Origin of the sequence: Enterococcus raffinosus (assembly GCF_018917525.1) — a bacterium.
GTDB lineage: Bacteria > Bacillota > Bacilli > Lactobacillales > Enterococcaceae > Enterococcus_A > Enterococcus_A raffinosus_A.
In genome coordinates this window covers 122,649-144,361 of record NZ_JAHLOS010000001.1, presented here as the reverse complement: position 1 = coordinate 144,361, position 21,713 = coordinate 122,649, and the positions used below count along the sequence as shown (strand labels likewise).

The following is a 21,713-nucleotide window of genomic DNA, read 5'->3' as shown; positions in this document are numbered from 1 at the left end:
CTCTTACTGACATGGGAATCTACAACGATTTAGGCTTTGTTATCTCCTTTTTTTCGCTTCTTTGATCCCCCATAGAAGGCTAATCCCATCGAAACTAATCCTAATCCAGCAACAGAATACGTTACTTGATCATCATCTGTGTTTGTACTTGGTAATTTTTTAGCGGTTTTCTTACTTGTTCCATCAGAATCGCTGTCGGAATCTGAATCGCTGTCGGAATCTGAATCGCTGTCGCTATCTGAGTCTGAGTCGCTATCGCTATCTGAGTCTGAATCGTTATCGCTGTCTGAATCGCTATCGCTATCTGAGTCCGAATCGCTATCGCTATCTGAGTCTGAGTCGCTATCGCTGTCTGAATCGGAGTCGCTGTCGCTATCTGAATCCGAGTCGCTATCGCTGTCTGAATCGGAGTCGCTGTCGCTATCTGAGTCCGAATCGCTATCGCTGTCTGAATCGGAGTCGCTGTCGCTATCTGAGTCCGAGTCGCTATCGCTGTCTGAATCGGAGTCGCTGTCTGAATCCGAGTCGCTGTCGCTATCTGAGTCCGAATCGCTATCGCTGTCTGAATCCGAGTCGCTGTCGCTATCTGAGTCTGAATCGCTGTCGCTATCTGAGTCCGAATCGCTATCGCTATCTGAATCGGAGTCGCTGTCGCTATCTGAGTCTGAGTCGCTGTCGCTATCTGAATCCGAGTCGCTATCGCTGTCTGAATCGGAGTCGCTGTCGCTATCTGAGTCCGAATCGCTATCGCTATCTGAATCTGAGTCGCTATCGCTGTCTGAATCTGAATCGCTGTCGCTATCTGAGTCCGAATCGCTATCGCTGTCTGAGTCTGAATCGCTGTCGCTATCTGAGTCTGAATCGCTGTCGCTATCTGAATCTGAGTCGCTATCGCTGTCTGAATCTGAATCGCTATCGCTATCTGAGTCCGAATCGCTATCGCTGTCTGAGTCTGAATCGCTGTCGCTGTCTGAATCGGAGTCGCTATCGCTGTCTGAATCTGAATCGCTTCGCTATCTGAGTCCGAATCGCTATCGCTGTCTGAGTCTGAATCGCTGTCGCTATCTGAGTCTGAGTCGCTGTCGCTATCTGAATCCGAGTCGCTATCGCTGTCTGAATCGGAGTCGCTGTCGCTATCTGAGTCCGAATCGCTATCGCTATCTGAATCTGAGTCGCTATCGCTATCTGAGTCCGAATCGCTATCGCTGTCTGAGTCTGAATCGCTGTCGCTGTCTGAATCGGAGTCGCTGTCGCTATCTGAATCGCTGTCGCTATCTGAGTCTGAATCGCTATCACTATCTGAATCGGAGTCGCTGTCGCTATCTGAATCTGAATCGCTATCGCTATCTGAGTCCGAATCGCTATCGCTGTCTGAGTCTGAATCGCTGTCGCTATCTGAATCCGAGTCGCTATCGCTGTCTGAATCTGAATCGCTGTCGCTGTCTGAATCGGAGTCGCTGTCGCTATCTGAATCGCTATCGCTGTCTGAATCGTCATCTTCTTTATATCTTATTTCAGTTTCTTCAGTAGGATCTGCTACTTCAGGTGCTTTGTGCCCTTTTGATGGATCATCTGGATCAACTAATTCCAATTCATTTCCATCTTTATCCGTTGGTGTATATCCTGGTACATTCGGAATTGTTGGGAAATCTGGATCATTTTGATCTAGCATTTTGCTTGGATCATTTGGATCATTCGGATAGATAACGGTAATTTCCTCACCAGTGTCTGGATTTGTCCATGTAAATCCACCCATTGCCTTGTAGACGTAAGTGATTTCAGATGTGCCATCAACATCCACAATCATATCGTCATCAGAATTAGCATCGTCTTTCCCTACATACAGATATCCTTGAACAACGTTGATTTCTTGGTCAGCTGCAATCGTACTACCGACTTTTGCAGAAACGGGTACGTCTTCAGCAATTTTATTTCCTTCTTGATCAACATAGTGATAAACGACTTGTGCTTCATTTCCGGCATAGTTAATCTCTGTATTTTCTCCTGGATCAGAAACTTCAGGTGTTTTATGTCCTTTTGATGGATCGCTCGGATCAACTAATATCAAATCATTTCCGTCTTTATCCGTTGGAGTGTATCCTGGTACATTCGGAATTGTTGGAAAGGCTGGATCATCCTGATCTAACATCTTACTAGGATCATTTGGATCGTTTGGATAAACAATCGTCACTTCTTCACCTGTACTTGGATTTGTCCAAACAAAGCTACCCATTTCTTTATAAACATATGTGATTTCAGACGTGCCATCAATATCCACCAACATGTCTGAGTCAGAACTTTCATGCTTTTCTACATATAACCATCCATTTACAACATTAATCTGTTCTTCAATAGTTTGGCCAACCATTGTTTCAATTGTCTTATCTGGAGCTACTGTTTCACCTTTTTGATTCACATAATGATAAATCACTTTTGCTTGATTGGTTTCTAGCGTCCAAATCGTATCCTGATTTTTCTTTTTCGGTTGGACTGCACTTCCTGGAGTTAATGTTTTGCCATCTTCATCCACATAATGGTATCCTTCAGGTGGTGTTGGTACGACTAAATCTTTCAAACTAGTAAAATCATCATTGATTTCATAACGTGTTTCAGATCCAGAGGTATTTCCATCATAGGCATTTGTGTTAACAATCAAGAATCCGACTTCTTGATATACGTATACAACATCTGGTGTTGGTTCATCATAACGAGCTACTGCGTTTGATGGGCGTTGTGAAAGCACGTAATTTTTATCACGATAGTCTTTCGCTTGTGAAACGTATAACTGACCAAATTTTCCAGTCAACGAGGTGTCATCAGCACCTGCATTAATGGATTCGTCACCAACACCGTCTCCATCTGTATCCAACATGTATTTCACATTTACTGTGGATTCGTTTGCAGTATAAACATATGTTACCTCAGTAGTTTCACCTTCAGCTGGGAAAGTAACATTCATTTCACCTGTATCAGCATTGGCACCTGCAGGCAGTTTTGCTTTATCTAAGGTATAGCCTTTAACAGTCAAGTCTTCCTCAGTAATTGTTGTTGTCTCTTCGGGCCAACCAACTTTATTTATTACTGATTTGATTGCATTACCTGATGAATCTACATAATTGATTTTTACTAAACTTTGTCCCTCGATACCTATCTTATTCGGAGTACTTGTCGCTTCAGCAAATCTTTGATTTCCCATATTATCGCTATAATTAACTTTTACAGTATGAGCAACACTATCATCTGCAAAATCAAGTTTTGGCATCCATCTTAAATCCATGCAATAATTACTGTACACATAGTTAATCAAGTCGATATATTCAGCATCGTCATATGTTAATCCATATTCATTTTCAAAAAATTCTACTGGTGAATTGGCGCCGCTTTCTTTATACACAGCACTATCAATTAGTCGGTACCCTGAACTTCCACTATTGAATGCTCGCGCAAAAGTGTACGTACCATCGGCATTTTTTCTTGAAGTGTAAACAAGCCCCCTAAACTCAGATGATCTCTCAGATTCGGCCTTCAGAATCGCTGTCATTTCTTCATCTGTTGCATTTTCAGGGACCTCTACAAATTTAGTAGGTATAGCTTCGTTTAATCTTGAACTTCCACTAGTTGCAATAACTTGCCCCGATCCATCCGATGTAGGCACATAAATCGTGTCCCATGTCGCTTCTCCAACATCGTCCCAACTCATGCCGGCATAATCAATCACACTTGACTCTGATTCAACAGTAACTGAGTTAATTTGAACAATAGTTTCATTTGAAGGTAGAGCTTCTTTTCCACCATTAACTGCTATACTTAAGAGATTACTTGAATAATAATCTGAGAGAACTCTCATACGACTAGATTCGGCACTGACTCCACTGTAAATATCTCTTTGACCATAGCTTGCTGTAAGGCTTGCTGTAGAGGTATAAGTTTCTACAATTTGGTCATTCATATATACTGAAAATGGTATATAAACAAATTTACCTTGTTCAATGTCATATTTTCTCTGAAATTGGTACTGCTCACTACTTTTTCCAGCTAAATTAACTTCTGCTCTCTTTTCTCCTTCAATCCGAGAAGTGATCTTTATCAAAAAACACCTGTCTTCTATGGAGTATGATATTGAACCTACACCTTCGATATTACCTCCAACAGCTTGAAAGATGTTATTGTAATCTTCACCACCTGAGCCTATTGCTTTAATCGGTAAACTGATAATATCTCCCACTGAAAGTTGGCTTGCTGTATTATCAATCACTAAAGTAAAATGTACTCCATTTTGAATCTCATAAGACGATGTAGTATTTTCCCACTTTGAGTTATTGTTATCAGTAAGATAGACATTAGAAAGTGAGATTCCTTCATCCTCATTCGCAGTCCAAGTCTTCGTGCCATCTTCGTTTTCAACAACTCGAGATGATTTTTCTGAAGTCTCATTCGTTATTGTTTCATCTGTGGTCTCTGTCTTTTCAGTTGACTCTTCAGTAGTTTCTGGTTCGGCAGTCTCAGTTGTTGCTTCGACGGTTGGCGTTTCTTCTTGAACTTCATTCAAGCTCTTCGCTTTGACTTCTTCACCGTCTCCTGGATCAACATTTTCTGTTTCTGCTGCTTGCGCTAAGTGTGGAACCATTGGTGCACCGACGGATCCGACGATCATTGCGCCGGCGACACCGCCTTTAACGACCCAATGCTTTTTCACTTTGTGCATTTTGTACTTCTTTATCGGTTCCTTCCGATAAATGATTTTTTTGCCATTGCTCATGTGTAATAACCCCTTCTTTCTTTATCAAAAAGTTTCTTTTTGCCATGAATATGAGTGATTTTTATTGATCTATTTGTAAAAATAGTCAAAAAAATTAATCAAGCCGCTAAGAAAATGCTCTTGATCATCGATACGCATCCGGAACTTATCATGACGAGTGTAGAACCCATTCACGATCTTTTCTGGACACTTCATAAACATTGCCATTTCAGGAAACATGACCCCCTTTTCAATCTCGATTTCAGCACGTTTGGCGGCGACCTGTCGCAAACGCCAAAAATCTATTTTTGAAACAAATTGAGTAAACTCGCCTTGTTTAAAATAGCTCGTTTCTTTGACCTTATCAGTCATTTTGATGGCTGCCATCAATAGCTCCAACAAAGTTGGATAGGCAGTATCGCGAAACTCAATGAAATTCATATTCTCGAAGGCATTTTTCAAGCCGAACTCGTAATATTTTTTATCATTAAGGTATAAGAGAATCTCATTGGTGGCATAACTCAACCAATGATCGTGGTAACGTTCGTATTTTTTTTCAACGAAAAGGTCAAACAATTTTTTTGCTAATTGAAGGTGCCGTTCGTTCTTAGTAATGGCATAGCCTCGAAGAATACTGAAAACTGCTTCCCCATCGTAATAGATGATGTTGAACTTCTTCTTCGTTTCCAGCTGATCATTCAAGATATGAGTGGTTTCGCCTTCTTCGTTGACAAAACGGTCATCAATCCCTTGAATTAATTGATTGATGATTTCTTCATACTTATCATTCCCAGTAATCGTCTGGAACTTCGCCATCGCAAGGATCGCCAAGGCTTGTGCCCCCAACTTGATGGAAATACCGGAACGCGCTTGCTCCTGTACATACTGCGCGCCATCTTTTTCAAATAAAAGATTCGCTACTCCCCAGTCAAGAGCTTGCTCCGTACGCTTCAGCTCTTCTTCTTTTCCTAAGTATTCCTGTGCTTCTAATAGCGCATAAACACTTGAAAAGTGTCGGACAGAATTATATCCGGTCAGCTCATAGTCATAAGTTGGATAGTAACCATAGATGAATTGACCGGAATCTTTGATTTGACGGAACAAGAAATCTTCACCATGAGCGATTGCATGATCAATCTGCTTTGGCAGCAATCCATAGTTCGTTCCGCGAATTCCTTCTTGATCCGGTTTAGTAGATAGCTTGATCCATTCATCTGCTTCAAAATAAAACCCTTGCGTGGTAAACAAGTAGAAGGTTTTCTGCTTCAGCTTTTCTCGCAATGGTGAATGATATTTTCGCTGGATGTATTTTTCCAGATTCGGCATATTGAGCGATAATTCTGGATTGTTAAAGCCGACTCTATGGTTCTTCGATGGTTGAATCAAGGCGCTGCCCATGAGCTCTTCCCCGAGAAAAGCCGTCCGAAACTTCCGATCAAAGGCGATTCCTGTCCGAAAGTAGTTATTGCGCGGAACCAACGATAATCGATGGTTCAACTCCACATAACTGTATTCCTCGATATGTGTAACGGCATCCACTCGAATGTGTGGCGCATCTGTTTTTAACAATTCCTCCTTTAGCCACTCTAGACTATGCTCTAGGGTTTCTCCGCGAACGTTTTTGACTTTTGCTCGTTCTTTTCCGTTAGAAACGGAAAGAAATATATGCGTTTGCTTCGTTTCGATTGGCACTTGTTTCAGTTGTTTGACTATTCTTGCAATGCTGACTTCCTTCACATAGACTCCCCTTTTTACATGCTTGTTCTGCTTTCAAAAATTCTCACCATTGACCTCTTTTCGGTCCCCAATTTTTCTGTAATGGTGTACTGTTCTTCCCTACACGATCAGGATGATCGTTCGTATCCGTCTCCCATGGATAAAGGCCGTTCTCGTCTTTTTCATAGGTGGCTTCAATCATAGCGTCTTCTTCTTCACGGGTAATCTTCTTACGTTCATGCCGTACTTTTAAATAGCTAAGTGTCGTTATAATCACCATCAAAGGGAAGACGTAACGGCGTATCTTAAGCTCGGCTAGGATATCGAAAACTTTATTTAAAAAATCAAAATCCATTTTTCCCCTCCTAGCCGATCCTTTTAGACGTTAATTTCATGACTTTCGACGACTCTTCAATCGTTGGCTGATTCAATAATTGGTTTTCTTCGATGAATTCATCGAGACCCTCGGCATATTTCTGGATCAACTTACTACGTAAAGCTAAGAATTCGGACTTCAATACCTGCGCTTCTTTTGCTGCACGTTCCTTGGTGGCGAGTAAATCTTCGTATTGGAGCTCTAGTTCGAAGTACTCCATCTTCTTGTTGGCGATCTGGGTGTTGAGGTGATCCTGTTCGTTGAGTAGCTCGCCTAACTCAATCTGCAAATTGAGCAAGTGGTTCATCTTGGCAGCCTCTGCTTCTTGGATCAGCTTGTCTTTTTGCTGTTTGGCTTCCTCCAATAGGAGCTTCGCTTCTGCCTGCACAGTATCTGCTGTCTTTTGAGCCAGTTCTTTCATCTTCTCTAGCTCTTGGAGCTCTGTTTCAAACTCCTTCAATCGTTGATTTTCTGTTTTCAGCTGATCAATTCGCCTATTAAGCTCTTGCTCATTCGTATGGTGTTTCTTGATCTTTTCCTGTAGTTCTTCTATCTCATGCTGATAAACAACGATCTCACTCTCTTTGACTTGATAGGCTTCATAATCTTCCACAACGTGCCTCATGAAATCTTTGACATCTCCCGCACGATAGCCGAATAACCGACGACGAAACGTCAATCCGCGGATATCCTTTGGATTAAAGTGCATCTTTCTCCCTCCTCTACTCTTTTGTTGTCTCTTCCGTCAGGGCATCATAATTCTCTCGAATCACATTCATCAATCGAACATACTCTTGTTTAACAGTATCAATTGACGCCACGATCATCCGCTCACTGCCAATCAATTCAGATAAGCTCGTCACCACTTCTGAACCGATTTCTTTGCGTTTTTGTTCCAGTTTTCTTGATTGTTCCTGATAGTACTGATCCGCACTATTCAGAATTTCCTGTGCCTCATCTTTTGCTTGCCTTTCGATTCGTAATGCGACCTTTTGCGCCAGTGACAACGCGGTATCTTCATTCAGATTATTCGAGACACTTTCGGTCTGAATCGCGACGATTTGCTGCTTCAGCGCTTGATTTTCCTGTTTGATTTTTTCAAGTGCTGTCTTTTCTGCAGTTTTTTGTTCCTCAAGCTTTTTTATCAAGTCTTCTTTTTCTTTTTCGACTGCAGCTGTTTCTTGCTTGCTTTTCTCCAATTGTCGTTGGTAGGAACCATAATCTTTGGCGACATAGGTTAGAAAATCATCAACGTCTTTCTTCTTGTATCCCATTGCACCACTTGGGAAAGTCGTGTTTTTAATAGCTTCTTCGTTAAACTTCATTCAGAACCTCTAAAACAGAACCGATGATGGATCAATCAGTTGGGATTGACTCAATGAAGCGTCACGACAAACTTCAAAATGTAAATGAGGTCCGGTACTGTTCCCTGTACTTCCTACGTAACCGATAATTTGACCTTGCTCCACTTGATCGCCCGCTTTCACCACATATTGTGCTTGATGTGCGTAGAGTGTAGTCATCCCTTCTTCATGTTCGACCACTACATAATTTCCCCAAGAATAGTGGTATTCGGCGACATTGACTGTTCCGGCTTTGCTGGCGTAGATGGGTTCTCCCTGTGCGGCCGCCATATCTAAGCCACGGTGGAACTCACTCCCCCTTGCACCAAAGGGACTAGAAATCGTATAGTTCTCAACTGGAACGGCATAGCCTTGTGCACTGATTTCGGCTTCGGCTTTTTCTTTGTCATATTCTGTTAAATTGTATGTCTCGATCAATCCATTTAATTTTTGATTGTAGGAAGTATCTGTCGCATATTTTCCGGTCAAGAATTTCGTTGCATCTTCATAGGTTTCTGTATTTGATTTCCAAGTACCGTTGTAAAACTCGCTATTACCTGATAGACCTTCTTTCATCAATTTGGCATAATCTTCAAAGCTTTCTTCGTAATTCTCGTAGGCTCTAAACTCAGCTTGAATGGTCGTCATATTTCCATTGCCTAGATCTTCCTGTGTATTAAAAGTCGCGCTCTTTCCATTATGACTGCCTTTGATTCCAAACAAGTTATAGTTTGGCGCCTGCGCTAGCTGGCTTGTTCCGCTCGCTGATTCTAAAATGGCTTGCGCGATCATCACAGAAGCATATAAATCTTCCTTCTGCCCAATCTTTCGAGCAGGCTCTCTGATTTTCTTAATAAAGCTTTCTACCGATTCATCCTTTTCAAAATGAAGTGCACCATCACTTGCCTCTGTTGTTGAAGGAACCAGTTCAGCAATTGGTTGTGTTTCTACCTGACTGACAATTGGCTGCTCAACAGGTGCTGCGCTTGTTTGAACAGATATTGGAGTGTCTGTTGAAGGAGTCATAGTTGCATTATTCGTACTCGAATCTGTTGGTGTTTCAGGCGTTTTCGGTTTCGTCGGAGTCGTTGGCTTGGTTGGTTTTGTTGGCTTGACTGGCTCCACCGGATCAGTCGGTTTCTCTGGCTCTACTGGTTTCACTGGATTTGTCGGTTCTTCTGGCTCAACCGGTTTCACTGGATCAGTCGGTTCTTCTGGTTCCACTGGCTTTACTGGATCAGTCGGTTCTTCTGGTTCCACTGGGTTTACTGGATCAATCGGTTCTTCTGGCACTGTTGAGTTTTCTGTCAGCGCTTGTTCTGTTCCTTCACTTGCTGTTTGTAGTTGTTCAATAACTGGTTCTGTCCCTTCACTCGCGCCAACTTCTTCTGCACCAAATACTACTGGTGCACTATTTAATAGGATAGAGGCTGACCCAATCAAGGTGGTCGCACCTTTTACTCCTGACTTCACAAGCTGTGGTTGATTCCTTTTGGAACGATAGATTGTTTTTACCTGCTTTTGATAATAATGCTTCTTCACCAAATCACACTCACCCTTCTTCTCCATTGACATTTTCTATTGCCTGTTGATTTACCTGATCGAATTGAATCGTAACTCCCGGTTCATCTAACGCAATCTCACTTACTTCGTAGGTCAATCGTTTTACTAAAAGAAAGAGCGGCCTCATTAACTCATCCAACTCTTCCTGCGTCAGATCCTCCTGAGATTCAATTCGGCGATCTTTAAAAAGATTAACCTGCCCCAAACTGCCGGATATGACAAATTCTTCAAAAATCATTGTGAAATCTAGACGAATCCCAAGTGTACAACTATTGTCCTGATCGGCAGGATACGCTATCCTTAAAGGGGTGATATGAATTTTAAAGGCGGTTTCATATTCCTCATAATCTTCTTTCGTATCATAATGAAACGAATTCACTTTAGGTTTATAACGTTCGATGTTCATGTGGACCTCCGTTATTTTTAAGTAGTAGCTATCTAAACAGTCTTATCAACTATTTTTGAAAATTTGTTTGTTAGTTATAAACTATGTTTCCTGTAGTAATAATTCCTGTCACATTAACCACTCGATAAAAAAGTGATTCTTAGTAATAATTTGGGGTGAATCAATCTTGGTCTTACAAAAAACTAGAAAAGCACTAAAAACCTTTATATAAAAGGTTTTTAGTGCTTTGTTGACGATGATTGACGGGTTATCAATTTTTTTAACATAACAGATTCTTTTTTTTTAACTCAAATTAAAGATATGAACAATCCAAGGTTATTTCTTTAAGCCCACCACTTACAGTAAGCGCTTACTCGTATTTCGAAAAAGAAATACACCAAAATTTGAATGTTCATTTTTTTTTTTGAAAAAATTATATTATTCCTGCACCAAAATAGTCATCCATTTTATATATGACAGAAAAACGTTGATCTAACATAGCATCTACATAAGTATCCAACGTCATTTGTGTCGAAGCATGTCCTAAAAGTGCACTAACTGATGGAATGTCTTTCTTTACTTCCAAACATCGTGTCGCAAAAGTATGGCGGAGTTGATGAAAATGTATCTCTGTTAAGCCTGCCCTTTCACGAATTTTATGGAAATGATAAGTAAGCAAACGTGGCTCACAAGGTTGACCATTTGTTGAAAAAACAAAACTCCCTTTTGACTTCTTCTGATGTTGCTTTAATAAGGCTTTTAGTGTAGGGCTTAATGGGATTACTCTTACAGATGCCTCTGTTTTTGAATCAGCTAAAATTAATTGTGTTTTTTGTTTCAATTCAGTTGTTCCTACACGCTGATAGGTGTGGTGTACATGAATGAGATCTGCTTCGAAATCAATGTCTGACCATTTTAAAGCAGCGATCTCACCAATTCGCATTCCAGAGTGTAGAGATAAGAGCGTTGGAATCCCTCTCCCTTTTTTCTCTTGAGACGCAGCCCGCATCATCCGTTTTTGTTCTGAAACAGTCAAAGCCCTGACTTTTCTGCGTTTTGATTTAGGTAGTTGCAGTTCAGAAATTGGATTTGAAACCAACTTCCCAAGCTTTTTCGCATAATTCAGGCATTTATTGAGAATGCGGAAAACAACTTGAACTGTTGATTGAGAGAGCATTTTTTGAAGATAACGAAGCAATATTTTTCCGTTTTCTATAGTTAATTCGTTTAAGGGAATATCTTTGAGTACAGGTAGAATATATTTAGTGATTTTATAATAATAACTGGCAAATGTAGAAGGTTTTACTTCCTCTTGAATCTCATTAAGCCATTCCATCGTCCATTCTTCAAATGTATCTGCCGAGACTCCCTTTACCTGTTGCAGTGATTGATATTGAATTTTTAATGGATACAACTTTTGTCGAACTTCTGTATAACTCTTTCCATAGATATAGCCATATTTTAGTCTGCCATTTAATTTTCTACCTTTAGGATACCTCCCTTCCCAACGACCATCTTTTCGTAAATATATATTTTCACCTTTGCGCATATTTTCATTCCTCCTAATTGACGGCTTATCAGACGGTTCATTTTTTTATACATTCTTAATAGTCACTAAAGAACAAACTAGAATTAAATGATGATTAACTTAGTTATTTTCTATCGTTTCAAAAAATAGTGTTTTTTTATGATTTGTATTGATTATTAATAATAGATATTTTATAATAGCATTACAAAATAATTCACAAAACATTAACAAGTCACAAAAAACGATTTTTTCTTTTCTTTTTTTTCTAGTTTTTTGTAAGACCAAGTAATAAATATAATAACCACTATTTAGTAAATCCATATACTACCCGATAAATATCTTATCATCACCCGCATTTATTACAAATATATTTTTCATTTATAAACTGCACACGAAATTTTCCTCTCAAAAAATTCGCTCTTCTTATTTTTCACATTCCCCTTACCCACTTACTTAAATACTCTATATTCCTATTTTTACGTTCTTTTTTATTTAATTCTAAAAACTTATATTTACCTTTACTTTCTCCTTGAGTTATATTTTTAATGGAAACAAACTATTCATTTTTTGTTGAGGAGGATTCTTATGGACAATTTTGAGTATTTAGACGACAAACTTTGGTCACCATTGTGGGAGGATTATTTATCAAAAGCCACTCTTTTCGATCCCTCTAGTAATCACGAAATACTGTGTATCCTTTCATCGCCTGGGGAAAAATCAGGAATCTTAATTTTCACAGAGGAAGATGTCTTTTTTAGTGACACCAATGCGTTAAAAATGTTGCAAGATCTCACCGCTTTTCATTCTTTTTCAGATTATCACGTCTTAGCCAGTTGCTTAAAAAAACTTGGTCATTTTGGTAAATATAAAATGCCATGGGTCTGTCCTTACTTTACTCTTTTTCCCTTAGAAGGCACGGACCATACAATCTGGATCAATCCCCTAAAAATTGCGAAGGTTTTTAATCATGAAGAAACCCCCTATGTACAAATGACGAATGGCCTATACCTAGTTCTTCCTATTCAAAAGCAGCCTTTCATGAGACGAGCAGAAATTGCCTGCTTAGCTTTAGCGACCATTCGACGAGGTATTTTTCACTACGTTATTCGAGGAGAAGTTCCATTAGATTTCTTGTTTTTCCCAAATACCTCGTTTGCGAAAACCTTGAGCAAACGGATTTATCTAAAAGAGTTCCCTACTGCAATTGGTGAAATTAATCGGCTTTATCAGATTACCTATTCTCTCCATCATTGTGAATCATTGATTTATGATCCTTACGACATTCACAACATACATTGGATCTAATACAAAATACAAAAGCGCTATTCACTTTGTCAGAGAAGTGAATAGCGCTTTATTTTTGCTTGCAATAGGTGAAAAAATCTCCTACTATACTGTTTCTCATTTGACTTTAGTTGGATTAGTCGGTCCTCAAAAATCACTTAATTATGAGTGTTTTATTTCTGTTTTTTGAATTAACTTTTTATTATATCACAGATACATTTTTTCATCAAATAGCAAAATTGCACACTCACCCCTCAATTTCGCATGTTTTCAACGAAGTAATGCGGGTTACAGCTTCTAAAACGATTAAATTGGGGGGGGTAATAGCTATTTTGCCATTCGCTCTTCTATGAAAAATTCGTTATCTTTTAATTACCGGCCGGAAGAAAAAATAAAAACATGGAGGCGTTAACGAATGATTCAAAAAATTGGCAACAAATTGCAGGTTCAGATTGACTCAGGTAATGAGAAACCTAAGAAAATCACTTTCCCTAATGTGATTGATGAGCCAGCCGAAGAAGATGTTTTAGAATTGGGAGATATCTTGACACAATTATCCCCCAAAGATAGTACTTTAGACGGTGTGATTCTCACTAGCCAATCACGTTACACCAAATAGAAGGGAGAAATATAGATGCTAAAAATCGTTGCAGTTTTTAAAAACAGTTTTGGCAAAAATCATACCTGGAGTTTCAATGACCCAGATCCGACGAAATCAGATACTGAAGTTAAAAGTCTATTAGAACGTTTCACTCGTATAAGACTATTCCACAAAGATGGAACGGATTTATTCACCACTGTCGAAAGTGCCAAATATGTAGAAACCACCGAAACCATTATCTTTGATGCAAGTAATCCGGAGCAGCAGTAAATTTAATGCGCTCCCCTTATAAAGGAGGATAACAATGAAAGAGCAACTCTTGTCATACCAGCAGATCTTTACCTTAAAGCCAAAAACATTAGAAAAACGGATCATCGAGTATTATCAAGAAACCCAAAACAGCAGTTTAACGATCAAATATATCTTAGCTTTACGCGTGAGGTGTCAGCTAGGTGCGCAAGAGTTCGCTCATATTTTACAAGACCTTGTTCGCTATCTATTCCTGAACACGAAGGCAACGCGTACCATGAAACGATTTTTCTACTACTTTCAAGACTATTTCATGGAATCTGAGTGGAAACGATTGCATGCAAGAATCTTTCCATTGAGAAACTTTAGCGAGAAGGTGCAATCTGTTGTACGTTCCTTACTGTCACCTGTCCGACCTGAAGAAACAACCGAACCTTGATTTATACTTTCCTGCGCAGAAAATAATTAGAAAGGAATCACAAACATGATCCAGGATTTAGTAGTAACCTTTGGAAAAAGTAATGGTGGAACGCATGAGTGGACCTACAAGGAATTAGATTCTAGCATATCGACACCAGAAATCAAAGAAGCTTGCGAACTATTAACGACACTAGACATTTTTGAACAAAATGGCGTAAAACTATTTGATTCTGTTGAAAAAATCAAAGTCTTGACCCATCGAGAAAGGCTAATCTTTGATCCGGAACACGACTGTTCATCTGAAACAGGTCAATCAAATGAACCTAGCTGTGAAGAGGTTCATTGTTTTGAAGTACTAGAGGAGCTACCGAAGACCATTCCATTCAACATGATGAATAAGGAAATACTTTCGGGGCAGGGGAACTATTCTGAGCAATTGAACCATGTTAAAACAGGAGAACACTCAGATTATTCTATTAAGGTAGAAAAAGCGTCACTAAAAGACCAAAGCCAAATTGTTTGTAAAACGCAAGATCGGTCGTCAACTCCAATTTCTGATTCCCTTCCACCAGTAGAAAAAGTAAAAGAAGACAACCGGCTACTGCTCTGGATTCGTAGAAGAAGGGGTAAAAACAAAGAAGACCCTGCCAGCAATCAACGAGAATAAGCTTTTTCACAACTAAATCCTGTTAATCATGCGTAGGAAGAACTAGCACCCCCTACGATCACGATCCTAGGGGTGTATTTGAAGAAAGAGCAGGTAGTTTAAATGATTCTTTTCGTATTTACAGCTGGAGGAGCCCTTATTGATTATCTCTTCGGTGGAAGTGTCCCGATCATGGGCATCTTTTTGACCATGACAGGCTTAGACCTTCTAACTGGCTATGGCAAAGCACTGAAAAGTCATACATGGGTGTCCTCCATTAATCTTTATGGTCTATTTACCAAATTCATTACCTTTTCAACCATCATTTGTGCCGCTGCCTTGGACAAGCTCGCCCCAATTGTCGGCATCACCTTACCTATCAATGTCGCACTGATCTGGACCGTGTTGTTGATCATTTATGAGATCGGTTCTATTTTGGAAAATGCTCACGACTTTGGTCTGAAGATTAGCTGGCTACAAAAGTGGCTGCAAATCTTTGAACGCAAAGTCGACGACTACCCTGATAAAGACGATCAAGAAAATAATGTTCAGTAAGGAGGAATGCTCATTGCCTAACACGGAAACAGCTTTGCAATACGGGTTGGCTTTACGAGGGAAAATCTGCTACTCCATGTCGAACCGACTTGGTGCTTATTCGATGGATTGCTCCAGCTTCGTATTTCGTTCACTGATTGCCGCTGGTTTTTTGCAGAAAAATGCTTTTATCGGCAACACGGAAACACTCTTTAGATTAAACGGAACTTTATTGAAGGAAATCAATCGCAGTGACGTTCGTCGGGGTGACTTATGGGTAGCTGGATATGAAGGTGCCTCGCTAGGATCGGCTGGACATTGCGGCTGGTTTTTGAGCGACATCAATGGCGATGCCCTGCATTGTACGTATTCAAAAGGCTGTCAAAACATTGCAGTGACGAAAGCGATCGGCTGGATGGGTGATTACTCAGGATTACCTGTACGTTTTTTTCGGGTGAAAAATACCAGTGTCAGTGGTCCAGCTGAAAGCAGCGGGCAGCAGCGAATCCTAGCAATCGATGGTTCTTGGGGTCAGGCCACCACAAGACGATTACAGGAAATCTTGAAATGCCGGATCAAAGACGGGATCATCAGTGGTCAGATTAAGAACCGTTCTAATCAATTCATTCCTTCTGCTCAGTTTGGTCATGGCGGCTCAGAGGTGATTCGCGCACTCCAAGCCTTATTACGTGTGCCTTCAGATGGGAATTTTGGCCCTATCACCTGTCTTGCCTTGCAGAAAAAAATGGGAACGATCACGGATGGCGTAATCAGTCCAGAATCCGATTGTGTAAAAGCCCTACAGGTTCGATTGAATAAAGGGGCGCTATGATTTTTTTATGAAACACCCATGATTTTGTGTTCATGGGTGTGCTATTTATACAGTTATTATAGAAATGAGGGAGAAGTTTGATCCAAACTAGAACGTTGCTCGCACCAAAATACCATTCTTTTTATGAACGCCAAGCTATCGAACGATTACTTTATTCGAACAACTATTTTCCTACAAAAAGCCATTACCCCATCCGACGTCTTCGGATCAAAGAAAAACATATCGTACCAAGTAATTACAAAGAAAGGAAATGGCACCTTTGTCCTGGTTGTGACAAACTTTTTATCGAAGATCTTGGGGATTACGTTTATAGCTATCATCCAAACAATATGAATAGTGTAAACGGCCTTATCAAGGTTAAGCGAAAAGAATGGAAAACAGCGATTCATTGCTGCTCGAAGGAATGTTTATATCAAGAAGTTGTGAAATTCGCTCTTAGCAGTGTAACAAATCAGGGAAGAAAGATTATCAAGACGAGACGAATCCGTACGGATATAAAGGAAGTAATTGATAAATTTCATTGATTTCATATTGGTTCATTACAAAACACTCAAGATGGAAGGCCGCTGTATCACAGCCATTTTGAGTGTTTTTTTGTTAACCCTTCACTTACAATACTCACAAAACAACTCTGCCATATATGCTTCATCCTCTTTGAAGTCGCTTAATACCCACTCTACTAACATGTTAAAGAAACCACCACATAAGAATTTGATTGTATATTTTTCTTTTTCGGGAGAATAAAATTTATCACAGACGAATTCTTTGCATATCTCTTCTAAAAATGAATTACTCTTATCGAGAAGCAAATAAGACAAATTGGAGTCTATCAAGTTCATCATAAGCGTCTTTTCTGTTTTAAAACTTGAAAAGAACATTAAAACGATGTCATAGGTATTGTTTAATCCGATATCAGATACTTTTTTTTCATACTTCGCAAAAAAGGTATCTAAATAATCCGTTATAACATCTTCTAATACCTCGTAATTCCTATAAAACGCCATTCTGGAGACGCCCGCTTTTGTCGTTACCTCTGTAATTGAGATTTTATGAAACTCTTTTTTCTTCATTAAAAGCATCAGCGCAATGAAGATACTTTCCTTTGTGATTGCATTTCTATAACTATTCAGCTTGTTTGCCATTACAATATCCCCCAATCTGTAACGTTTCATGCTTTTGCCCTTGAAACATCTTATTTAGATTACTATACTGCAATCACCAAGACGTTTCAATCGTAACGTCAAAAAGAAGGGAAACGATAAGTATGAATGAAAATCGAAATAGTAAAAAAAGATGGACAGAAAAAGAACTGGGCTCTCAGGTTGGTAAAAATGTCATTATTACTGGTACCGGAGGATTAGGTTATGAAGCAGCAATATCTTTGGCTGGCGCAGGGGCGAACGTCATCATCGCCGGACGCAATGCCAATAAAGGAGCGAAAGCAGTTCAATCAATCAAAAATGAGTATCCTCATGCAACAATTAACTTTCAAAAACTAGATCTTGCTGATCTAGCCTCAATAGAAAATTTCGGGAAAATTATACAATCAACATTTGATAGATTGGATATTCTAATAAACAATGCGGGCGTGATGGCAACACCTGAGCGGAGGGTAACAAAGGATAACTTTGAACTACAGCTTGGAACAAATTATCTAGGTCATTTTGCATTAACCGCTCAGCTGCTTCCTCTTCTTCGTAAAACATCAAATGCTCGTGTCGTAACGGTTAGCAGCATGGCTCACCGTTCTGGAAAAATTCATTTTGATGATTTGCAATTAGAACAGAACTACGATCCGAATGTCGCTTATTCGCAATCAAAATTGGCTTGTCTAATGTTTGCTCTTGAACTTCATAAGCGTAGCATTGCCTCAAATTGGGGAATTTCTAGCATCGGTGTTCATCCTGGTGGCGTTGCGACAGATTTAATGGATAATGGTCCTGGCAAAAATCTCTATACGAGGTTAATTTATCATACCCTGCAAACACCCAGTCAAGGAGCCAGAGCTTCCTTACTTGCAGCGACATCCCCAGAAGTAAAAAGTGGTGACTTTTATGGTCCAACAAGAATGATGGAAATATATGGCTATCCTAAGCTGATCAAACCGGCAAAACAGGCTTTAAATGCCGCGGTCTCCGCAAAATTATGGGATGTATCATGCAAATTGGTTCATGTTGATTTTAAATAAAGTAAATTGGCTCACTGCCATTTCAAAAAAATGATAATTATCCATTATTTTCGAACGAGTTTTTTTATCTGTCCCATCTTTGGTAAGTATCAACTTAAGACAACAAAAGTGGACAGTTCAAGTCAATCTACTTTGTCAAATTCAGGGAGCCTCTTTCAATTACCAATATTTTTAGTTCAACAAAATTGGAGGTAATGTCATTTTTAACCGTGCAAATCCTTTCAGACCATTTGTTCAGCTAACGTGATTCGTTTTCTCTAAGCATTATTAGAGCTGGTTATAACCTGACAGCAATTCTTACTCGATAAAAAAACTACTCTTCGATTTTAGAAGAGTAGTTTTTTGTTCATGGGGAGCAAGTCTGCTTTCAAATGTACCTTTTCATCCTGGTTATCTGTGTGAATGTCACTTAACCTCCAAAACAAGTACTTCGTAGGGAGACAAATGAATTTCTTTTCCAATCGGCTTATCGGTAAGTAAATCAACTGTTTCATTTCTTACTTGAATAGTTTTCGTTGTTTCTGAGAAATTCATAACAAAAAAAGTTGGTTGTCCATTTCTATCTCGTGATTGAACTGAGACACTCGGATCTCCCACAAGTACGAACGAATTGCTAAGGTCATATTTACTTACTAATTCTTGATAAAATGCTTCTAAAAAATCAGCGTCGGTTCGTGGTGCAATAAAGTAGGCTTCGCCTTTACCATAATGATTGACAGTAATCGCCGCTCGCCCAGCGTAAAAATCTTCTTGGTAATAGGCAAGTGCGCGAGCATTTCCGCGTTTTATTAGCGAAGCGTAATCCTTTACTGTAAAGGAGCGATTATCGAAAACAAGGGTATTTTTATCAGACGGATAATAGGTATCGGTTTCTTCAATTTCAATCCCAAAGATTTCCTGTAGCTTATCAGGCCAGCCATTCAGATAAACTAGGTCGTTTTCATTTACGATACCGGTCATGTAGGTGCTGACTAAATGCCCTCCTGCCTGCACATAATCTGAAAGGTACTGGATACTTTTTTCGGTAATGAGATAAAGCATAGGAGCCACAACTAAATCATATTTACTTAGGTTCGCATTAGGAGTAACGACTTCAACTGGAATGTCATGATTCCAGAAATAACGATAATGCTCCTGACAGGTCTGTGAATAACGTTTCGTTTTTTGAGCAAACCCTTGTGCATCATCCAGAGCCCAACTATTATCCCAATCATATAGAATCGCTACTTTGGCATCTTTATAGCTCCCTTTAACAGCTTGAATTTTTTCCATTGCGTTTCCAACCTCACGGACTTCCTGAAAGACACGGTTGTCTGAAGTGTTGTCGTGGTTAACGACAGCACCATGAAATTTTTCTGATGAGCCTCGTGATTTGCGCCATTGAAAGTAGAGATTGCTATCAGACCCGTGCGCAATATGCTGCATGGAAGAAAGCAAATGTACTCCTGGTCTTTTGGTTTTATTGACTGGATGCCAATTGACCCCGCTTGGTGTTGATTCCATTATAAGGAATGGCTGCTGTTTCAAGCTGCGGTACAGATCATCAATAAAACCAACTTTACTGGCTAAATCATCAGTCAATTCCCAGTCATTGTGCCATGCTGGATAGCAATCCCAGCTTAGAATATCTACATGCTTCGCAAATTTTTCATAATCCAATGCCTGAAAAGGAATCAAATCCATCGTATCTGCCATAAAATTAGTGGTGATAGGGATATCAGGTGTCAGTTTACGAATATCACTAATTTCATGTTCAAAGAAATCAATGGTTTGATCAGTTACAAATCTACGCCAATCTAGATTCATACCGTGAACAGCAGTCTCTCCAAGCGGAGATGGGGAAGCAATCTGACTCCATTCACTAAAGGCATGACTCCAAAAAGATCCCCACCATGCATCGTTGAGCGCCTTCAGGTTGCCGTATTTTTTTTGTAGCCAACTTCTAAAGTTCTCTTGGCAATACTCACAATGGCAGTCCCCGCCGTATTCATTTGAAATATGCCACATCAATAGAGCTGGATGCTCTCCGTAACGTTCGGCTAATTTCTTGTTGATGATTGCAACTTTCTCCCGATAAATAGGAGAAGAGAAACAATGGTTGTGACGTCCCCCATGCAGCATTTTCTGACGAGCAGCATTCGTTCGCAGTACTTCTGGGTATTTTTGAGACATCCATGCAGGTCTTGCGCCGCTTGGAGTAGCCAGGATTATACGGCAGCCTTGTTGATGGAGATCATCCATAATCTTATCCAGCCATTCAAAGTGAAAATCCCCTTCTGTAGGCTCCAAAGCGCTCCAAGCAAAAATCCCTAATGAGAAGGTGTTTGTATGAGACTCTTTCATTAATTCCAAGTCTTTGGCTAAAATATCGGGATAATCTAACCATTGATCGGGATTATAGTCGCCTCCATGTAGTAAACGTGGTTCTTTTAAGTAATTAGTCATAAATTGTTATCCTTTCGTTCCTCCAGCAGTTAAGCCTGAAACAAAATGTTTTTGCAAAATTATGAAGACAACAGCAATCGGAATACTAATTAGAATTGCTCCTGCCGCAAAGGTGGTATAGCTTGCGCCCATTTTGTCTGTGACTAATTTGTAGAGTCCAATTGGTAAAGTATAATATTCAGGGTTACGTAGTAGAACTGAGGACAATGCGAAATCGCCTAATGGTCCAGTAAAACCATTCATAGCAACAACAGCCAACATTGGTCGCGCTAACGGCATTAAAATCTGAAGAAAAATTCGCGTATTACTAGCCCCGTCTAGTTTGGCACTTTCATCCAAATCAAGTGGGATAGAATCTAGATATCCTTTCATTAAATAGGTGTTCATTGGAATTTGACCGCCTACGTAAATCAAGATTAATAACCAGTGACTGTTTATCATTCCTAACATTTGTGCGAGCACAAAGATAGCAATTAACGCTGAAAATTGCGGAATCATTTGGAGTAGTAAGAATAATACCAACCCATTTTTTCGACCAGTAAAGCGAAAACGTGAAAAAGCATAAGCAGTAAAAGAAACAGAGACTAAAGAAAGTACCATGGTAAATAAACTGATTTTTATCGAATTGAAGTACCATTGCTTATATAAAAGCGTGCCTTCTCCCGCAAACAGCTGCTGATAATGCGAAAAGGTTGGATTTTCTGGAATAATGCTGGTAGAAACCAAGCTATTCCCTGGATTGAAGCTCGCACCTACAGTCCACATCAAGGGATAAATAATAACTACGACCATAAAAATTAAAAGAAGGTAGGTAAGTAGCATCCGAATTCTACGTTGGCTTTTTATACTAGAAGTAGTCTTCATG

Annotated in this window: 20 protein-coding genes and 1 pseudogene; 9 read left to right on the top strand and 12 right to left on the bottom strand. The window is 39.7% G+C overall.

Annotated elements, in window-relative coordinates; genetic code table 11:
• Nucleotides 1–29: 29 nt before the first annotated feature.
• The 9 genes and pseudogenes from KQI58_RS23100 to KQI58_RS00705 all read right to left on the bottom strand — a co-directional run.
• Nucleotides 30–110 (bottom strand): annotated as a pseudogene (locus tag KQI58_RS23100) (hypothetical protein); the annotation flags it as partial.
• An 11-nt stretch (nt 111–121) separates the two neighbouring features.
• The gene (locus tag KQI58_RS00740; RefSeq protein ID WP_253295710.1) at nt 122–4,759 is read right to left on the bottom strand and encodes a MucBP domain-containing protein; all 4,638 of its coding nucleotides are present in this window, start codon (nt 4,757–4,759) and stop codon (nt 122–124) included.
• A gap of 69 nt (nt 4,760–4,828) precedes the next feature.
• Nucleotides 4,829–6,475 (bottom strand): hypothetical protein, encoded by a 1,647-nt coding sequence (locus KQI58_RS00735; RefSeq protein WP_216405594.1) that lies wholly within the window; start codon nt 6,473–6,475, stop codon nt 4,829–4,831.
• Between the two features lie 43 nt (nt 6,476–6,518).
• Complete coding sequence (locus KQI58_RS00730) at nt 6,519–6,809, bottom strand: hypothetical protein (RefSeq protein WP_216405592.1); 291 nt, start codon at nt 6,807–6,809, stop codon at nt 6,519–6,521.
• A 10-nt stretch (nt 6,810–6,819) separates the two neighbouring features.
• Entirely contained in the window at nt 6,820–7,539 is a 720-nt protein-coding gene (locus tag KQI58_RS00725) for a DivIVA domain-containing protein (protein ID WP_216405590.1), read from the bottom strand.
• A gap of 13 nt (nt 7,540–7,552) precedes the next feature.
• Nucleotides 7,553–8,155, bottom strand: coding sequence for a DivIVA domain-containing protein (locus tag KQI58_RS00720; RefSeq protein ID WP_216405588.1), 603 nt, complete (start codon nt 8,153–8,155; stop codon nt 7,553–7,555).
• A 9-nt stretch (nt 8,156–8,164) separates the two neighbouring features.
• Complete coding sequence (locus tag KQI58_RS00715) at nt 8,165–9,748, bottom strand: glucosaminidase domain-containing protein (RefSeq protein WP_437177483.1); 1,584 nt, start codon at nt 9,746–9,748, stop codon at nt 8,165–8,167.
• Nucleotides 9,726–10,142, bottom strand: coding sequence for a DUF1149 family protein (locus KQI58_RS00710; protein ID WP_216405586.1), 417 nt, complete (start codon nt 10,140–10,142; stop codon nt 9,726–9,728). Before KQI58_RS00710 ends, KQI58_RS00715 begins: the two co-directional genes overlap by 23 nt.
• Nucleotides 10,143–10,554: 412 nt before the next feature.
• Complete coding sequence (locus KQI58_RS00705) at nt 10,555–11,670, bottom strand: tyrosine-type recombinase/integrase (RefSeq protein WP_216405584.1); 1,116 nt, start codon at nt 11,668–11,670, stop codon at nt 10,555–10,557.
• A 564-nt stretch (nt 11,671–12,234) separates the two neighbouring features.
• Between KQI58_RS00705 and KQI58_RS00700 the strand changes: the two genes are divergently transcribed.
• From KQI58_RS00700 to KQI58_RS00665, 8 genes are all read left to right on the top strand, one after another.
• Nucleotides 12,235–12,954, top strand: coding sequence for a hypothetical protein (locus tag KQI58_RS00700; RefSeq protein WP_216405582.1), 720 nt, complete (start codon nt 12,235–12,237; stop codon nt 12,952–12,954).
• Nucleotides 12,955–13,348: 394 nt separating this feature from the next.
• Nucleotides 13,349–13,552: a hypothetical protein gene (locus KQI58_RS00695; RefSeq protein WP_216405580.1), complete on the top strand. Its 204-nt coding sequence runs from the start codon at nt 13,349–13,351 to the stop codon at nt 13,550–13,552.
• A 15-nt stretch (nt 13,553–13,567) separates the two neighbouring features.
• Entirely contained in the window at nt 13,568–13,804 is a 237-nt protein-coding gene (locus KQI58_RS00690) for a DUF2922 domain-containing protein (protein ID WP_216405578.1), read from the top strand.
• A 34-nt stretch (nt 13,805–13,838) separates the two neighbouring features.
• Nucleotides 13,839–14,222, top strand: a complete 384-nt coding sequence (locus KQI58_RS00685; RefSeq protein WP_216405576.1) for a hypothetical protein — start codon at nt 13,839–13,841, stop codon at nt 14,220–14,222.
• Between the two features lie 45 nt (nt 14,223–14,267).
• Nucleotides 14,268–14,870, top strand: a complete 603-nt coding sequence (locus tag KQI58_RS00680; RefSeq protein ID WP_216405574.1) for a hypothetical protein — start codon at nt 14,268–14,270, stop codon at nt 14,868–14,870.
• A gap of 102 nt (nt 14,871–14,972) precedes the next feature.
• The gene (locus tag KQI58_RS00675; protein ID WP_216405572.1) at nt 14,973–15,404 is read left to right on the top strand and encodes a phage holin family protein; all 432 of its coding nucleotides are present in this window, start codon (nt 14,973–14,975) and stop codon (nt 15,402–15,404) included.
• Nucleotides 15,405–15,417: 13 nt separating this feature from the next.
• On the top strand, nt 15,418–16,215 hold the full coding sequence (locus KQI58_RS00670; RefSeq protein ID WP_253295708.1) for a peptidoglycan amidohydrolase family protein: 798 nt from the start codon (nt 15,418–15,420) through the stop codon (nt 16,213–16,215).
• A gap of 77 nt (nt 16,216–16,292) precedes the next feature.
• The gene (locus KQI58_RS00665) at nt 16,293–16,739 is read left to right on the top strand and encodes a hypothetical protein (RefSeq protein WP_216405568.1); all 447 of its coding nucleotides are present in this window, start codon (nt 16,293–16,295) and stop codon (nt 16,737–16,739) included.
• Nucleotides 16,740–16,820: 81 nt separating this feature from the next.
• Here the strand turns inward: KQI58_RS00665 and KQI58_RS00660 are convergent, their stop codons facing one another.
• Nucleotides 16,821–17,357: a TetR/AcrR family transcriptional regulator gene (locus tag KQI58_RS00660; protein WP_253295707.1), complete on the bottom strand. Its 537-nt coding sequence runs from the start codon at nt 17,355–17,357 to the stop codon at nt 16,821–16,823.
• A 122-nt stretch (nt 17,358–17,479) separates the two neighbouring features.
• On the opposite strand from KQI58_RS00660, the gene KQI58_RS00655 reads away from it, so the two are divergent.
• Complete coding sequence (locus KQI58_RS00655; protein WP_216405564.1) at nt 17,480–18,403, top strand: oxidoreductase; 924 nt, start codon at nt 17,480–17,482, stop codon at nt 18,401–18,403.
• Nucleotides 18,404–18,808: 405 nt separating this feature from the next.
• Here the strand turns inward: KQI58_RS00655 and KQI58_RS00650 are convergent, their stop codons facing one another.
• Nucleotides 18,809–20,848: a beta-galactosidase gene (locus KQI58_RS00650; protein ID WP_216405562.1), complete on the bottom strand. Its 2,040-nt coding sequence runs from the start codon at nt 20,846–20,848 to the stop codon at nt 18,809–18,811.
• Nucleotides 20,849–20,854: 6 nt separating this feature from the next.
• A complete protein-coding gene (locus tag KQI58_RS00645) occupies nt 20,855–21,712 on the bottom strand; it encodes a sugar ABC transporter permease (RefSeq protein WP_216405560.1) in 858 nt (285 codons plus the stop codon).
• Nucleotide 21,713 lies beyond the last annotated feature (1 nt).

Excerpts from the sequence above, each read along its gene's own strand:
- KQI58_RS00740 (WP_253295710.1), bottom strand. The coding sequence starts at position 4,759 with ATGAGCAATGGCAAAAAAATCATTTATCGGAAGGAACCGATAAAGAAG.
- KQI58_RS00680 (WP_216405574.1), top strand. The coding sequence starts at position 14,268 with ATGATCCAGGATTTAGTAGTAACCTTTGGAAAAAGTAATGGTGGAACG.
- KQI58_RS00685 (WP_216405576.1), top strand. The coding sequence starts at position 13,839 with ATGAAAGAGCAACTCTTGTCATACCAGCAGATCTTTACCTTAAAGCCA.
- KQI58_RS00660 (WP_253295707.1), bottom strand. The coding sequence starts at position 17,357 with ATGGCAAACAAGCTGAATAGTTATAGAAATGCAATCACAAAGGAAAGT.
- KQI58_RS00725 (WP_216405590.1), bottom strand. The coding sequence starts at position 7,539 with ATGCACTTTAATCCAAAGGATATCCGCGGATTGACGTTTCGTCGTCGG.
- KQI58_RS00675 (WP_216405572.1), top strand. The coding sequence starts at position 14,973 with ATGATTCTTTTCGTATTTACAGCTGGAGGAGCCCTTATTGATTATCTC.
- KQI58_RS00700 (WP_216405582.1), top strand. The coding sequence starts at position 12,235 with ATGGACAATTTTGAGTATTTAGACGACAAACTTTGGTCACCATTGTGG.
- KQI58_RS00650 (WP_216405562.1), bottom strand. The coding sequence starts at position 20,848 with ATGACTAATTACTTAAAAGAACCACGTTTACTACATGGAGGCGACTAT.
- KQI58_RS00715 (WP_437177483.1), bottom strand. The coding sequence starts at position 9,748 with ATGTCAATGGAGAAGAAGGGTGAGTGTGATTTGGTGAAGAAGCATTAT.
- KQI58_RS00710 (WP_216405586.1), bottom strand. The coding sequence starts at position 10,142 with ATGAACATCGAACGTTATAAACCTAAAGTGAATTCGTTTCATTATGAT.
- KQI58_RS00730 (WP_216405592.1), bottom strand. The coding sequence starts at position 6,809 with ATGGATTTTGATTTTTTAAATAAAGTTTTCGATATCCTAGCCGAGCTT.
- KQI58_RS00695 (WP_216405580.1), top strand. The coding sequence starts at position 13,349 with ATGATTCAAAAAATTGGCAACAAATTGCAGGTTCAGATTGACTCAGGT.
- KQI58_RS00690 (WP_216405578.1), top strand. The coding sequence starts at position 13,568 with ATGCTAAAAATCGTTGCAGTTTTTAAAAACAGTTTTGGCAAAAATCAT.
- KQI58_RS00645 (WP_216405560.1), bottom strand. The coding sequence starts at position 21,712 with ATGAAGACTACTTCTAGTATAAAAAGCCAACGTAGAATTCGGATGCTA.
- KQI58_RS00720 (WP_216405588.1), bottom strand. The coding sequence starts at position 8,155 with ATGAAGTTTAACGAAGAAGCTATTAAAAACACGACTTTCCCAAGTGGT.
- KQI58_RS00655 (WP_216405564.1), top strand. The coding sequence starts at position 17,480 with ATGAATGAAAATCGAAATAGTAAAAAAAGATGGACAGAAAAAGAACTG.
- KQI58_RS00705 (WP_216405584.1), bottom strand. The coding sequence starts at position 11,670 with ATGCGCAAAGGTGAAAATATATATTTACGAAAAGATGGTCGTTGGGAA.